Here is a 3,166-nt window from a genome sequence, read left to right on the forward strand (position 1 = left end):
TTATGCACACATTAGGATTTACAATATGTCTAATTATGGCTACTGTTTGTTATTTTGTTATATTTTGTCCGATGTTGAATATACATAGTTTTTCACAAAAATCGACATTGGTCGATTGATTAGGGCAGGCTGAATAGTTACCACTTTTATTCATTTTCAGGTCACTTTATTATATTCAAAACCACTTGTTAATCGACATTCAAAAATCAGTTAACATCGAATTTAAACATTCGTATTGCTAATGTACAAAAAAGATAATGAAAAAATTTAGTTTCAGTGCTTCGTTAATTTTATCAGAATCCACCTAACCTCATTAACCATCAGCATAGTTATGCCTGAATAATGGTGATGACCCATGTTTCTCGATTACAATTAACTCCATATAAATGACAATAAAAGCTTTGTACCTCTTTTCGACAACATTCACATTCCTTTAAATGGCTCACTTACATGCAAATACCTATTTCATACTGTTCTAGGCACGTCAGTTGGTAATAAGTTGAGTGTTGGATCAACAATTGAATGGTGTAGGTGAATTGGGGCGATCATGAGGGCTGGAATCTTAGCGAAGTACTGAAATGACCTTTCCTATGGAAATTTATACATACCTGAGGATCCCATTCAGTTGCTTGTAGTTGATGTATTCTTTGTTTATCTTATCATTCGTAGTTTTCATCTTTGCAAAGATACGGTGGTAAAGGCATGGTTTTAGAATAATTGATAATTATCCTTTTTAGGAATTGAAATTGGATTATTAAAGAGATTGCGAAAACTATATATATAAGATGGTGTATGTATATATATCATCTAATTAATTTATATATTGATGGTAAGATGCATATGAAACGACTTGGAACTGTTGTGCAGATCGTTGCACACAATGGGTTACTTGTGAGAGGGGACAACATTGGACCGGACACATCGTTAAAGGATCTTCCACGTATCAATTTACCGGTCGTGGATAAATCCGTGAGGCGTATCGGTAAGGTGAATGGTGTTATCGGCTCTGTCGTTTCTCCTTATATTAGTATAAAGGTCACAGGCGATGTCAGTGCATCAGACCTTCGAAAGTATTTAAATGAAAAGCTTTACGTGAAATAAATAGCAATTCACTTAGATATAAAGTGAGTAAGCATAAAAATTTTTGGAAAACCGAGGCAATGATAAAATGGTGGAAGTTGAAAGAGTAAGACATTCTGATACTTCAGAGAGAGAGAAGATACGTGCTATGATCAAGGCACGTAAGGAGAAAGAAAAGACTACAGAGGTCGAGAACAAGGTGGTCGAGTGTCCGGAATGTGGCAGTCGTAGCCTTGAACAAGACTATGAGCGCGCGGAATTGGTCTGTGCTGACTGTGGTCTTGTTGTGGATGCCGAGTTTGTTGATGAAGGTCCGGAGTGGCGTGCTTTCGACCATGATCAGCGTATGAAGCGTTCTCGTGTTGGTGCACCTATGACCTACACGATTCACGACAAAGGTCTCTCTACTATGATCGACTGGAGGAATCGTGATTCTTATGGCAAATCAATTTCTTCCAAGAACCGTGCACAACTGTATAGGTTGAGAAAGTGGCAGCGTAGAATTAGAGTAAGCAATGCTACTGAAAGGAACCTTGCTTTTGCACTATCCGAACTTGATCGTATGGCATCTGCATTAGGTCTTCCACGTACTGTTCGTGAGACAGCTGCAGTTGTTTACAGAAAAGCGGTCGATAAGAACCTTATCCGTGGCAGGAGTATTGAAGGTGTTGCAGCGGCTGCGCTTTATGCAGCATGTCGCCAGTGCAGTGTCCCCCGAACTCTTGACGAGATCGGAGAGGTTTCCAGGGTAAGCAGGAAAGAGATCGGAAGGACATACCGTTTCATCTCCCGTGAACTTTCGCTTAAACTGATGCCAACTTCACCTATTGATTACGTTCCAAGGTTCTGCTCAGGTCTGAACCTTAAGGGTGAGGTACAGTCAAGAGGTGTGGAGATCCTTCGTCAGGCTTCTGAGAAAGAACTCACAAGCGGCCGTGGTCCTACTGGTGTAGCGGCAGCAGCTATCTATATCGCTTCCATTCTGTGTGGCGAGCGCAGGACGCAGCGTGAGGTTGCAGATGTTGCCGGAGTGACCGAGGTCACTATCCGTAACAGGTATAAGGAACTCGCAGAAGAATTGGATATCGAGATAATTCTCTGATATTGTTTAACGTGAACTGCAAAGGTGCTGGTGTGGCCTTTGCGGTTTTATTTTTTCTATATCGTCTTACTTATATAGGACCATTGTATCTCTATGCTCATGCTGGAACTTTTCAAGATGTTTTCCATTGGTTTCATCGTAGCACTTACTGGTGCTCTTGTGCCGGGACCTATGCTTTTCGTGACCATTGATGGCACCCTGAAAAAAGGCTGGAGGGCAGGGCCTGAGGTATTTCTTGGCCATGCGATAATTGAAACTGTGGTGCTCGTTCTGATTCTTTTCGGACTGACCGCTCTTATAGGTGAGCAGGAGATGGCATTTATCTCAGTGGCCGGTGGTCTGGCACTGGTGATTTTTGGCATAATGACCATCATGGGTGCACGAAAAACGTCGTATGATCCACAATCGCAAGATAAAGTGCCATCGAACTCACTGGTCGCCGGCATTGTCACATCTGTATCAAATCCTTATTTCTGGATCTGGTGGTTGGCAGCGGGAAGTGCTCTTGTACTTGAAAGTTATAAAATTGGAATGGTGGCGGTGGTATTCTTTATCATTGGCCACTGGCTTGCAGACCTTGGCTGGTTCACTGCCGTGTCGCTTTCCTTTAGCAGGGGCAGGGGGATGTTCTCTCAAAGGACATACAAGCAAATTCTTGTATCATGCGGGATATTCCTGATATTGTTCGGTGGCTGGTTCGCCATTGGATGAGGTATTTTGATCGTTAGGAGATATGGCTTTGAAACATCCGTGTATTTTGATCCCGAAGAATAAAGGTGAACCTGTTAGAAAGATAATTCTGGAGCTTGACCTGCTCGATAAGGGTCTGAAAATAGTTTCAGTGGATGCTGATATCTGCCTTCCGCTTTCCAGGATGCTCTCTTCTGAAGAGCTGGCACTCTTGCCGGAAGATGCACGACAGAGTGAGCGGGAGTTCGAGTCCCATGACAAGTTCCTGACGCTTGAGGATATTCTTGGTTTTAC

Annotated in this window: 3 protein-coding genes and 1 pseudogene; all 4 read left to right on the forward strand. The window is 42.4% G+C overall.

Annotation, left to right across the window (positions count from 1 at the left end; all coding sequences use genetic code 11):
• Nucleotides 1-840: 840 nt before the first annotated feature.
• Entirely contained in the window at nt 841-1,101 is a 261-nt protein-coding gene (locus QAS77_RS11235; protein ID WP_250868383.1) for an H/ACA ribonucleoprotein complex subunit GAR1, read from the forward strand.
• Between the two features lie 67 nt (nt 1,102-1,168).
• A complete protein-coding gene (locus QAS77_RS11240) occupies nt 1,169-2,182 on the forward strand; it encodes a transcription initiation factor IIB (protein ID WP_011499054.1) in 1,014 nt (337 codons plus the stop codon).
• Nucleotides 2,183-2,281: 99 nt separating this feature from the next.
• Entirely contained in the window at nt 2,282-2,893 is a 612-nt protein-coding gene (locus QAS77_RS11245; protein ID WP_331522713.1) for a LysE family transporter, read from the forward strand.
• A 22-nt stretch (nt 2,894-2,915) separates the two neighbouring features.
• A pseudogene (locus QAS77_RS11250) lies at nt 2,916-3,166 on the forward strand (class I SAM-dependent methyltransferase); the annotation flags it as partial.

The sequence above is a fragment of the Methanococcoides sp. genome (assembly GCF_030594565.1).
GTDB classification, from domain to species: Archaea; Halobacteriota; Methanosarcinia; order Methanosarcinales; family Methanosarcinaceae; genus Methanococcoides; species Methanococcoides seepicolus.

What these genes read in the sequence shown, in the direction of transcription:
- QAS77_RS11235 (WP_250868383.1), top strand. Translation starts at nt 841, where the DNA reads ATGAAACGACTTGGAACTGTTGTGCAGATCGTTGCACACAATGGGTTA.
- QAS77_RS11245 (WP_331522713.1), top strand. Translation starts at nt 2,282, where the DNA reads ATGCTGGAACTTTTCAAGATGTTTTCCATTGGTTTCATCGTAGCACTT.
- QAS77_RS11240 (WP_011499054.1), top strand. Translation starts at nt 1,169, where the DNA reads ATGGTGGAAGTTGAAAGAGTAAGACATTCTGATACTTCAGAGAGAGAG.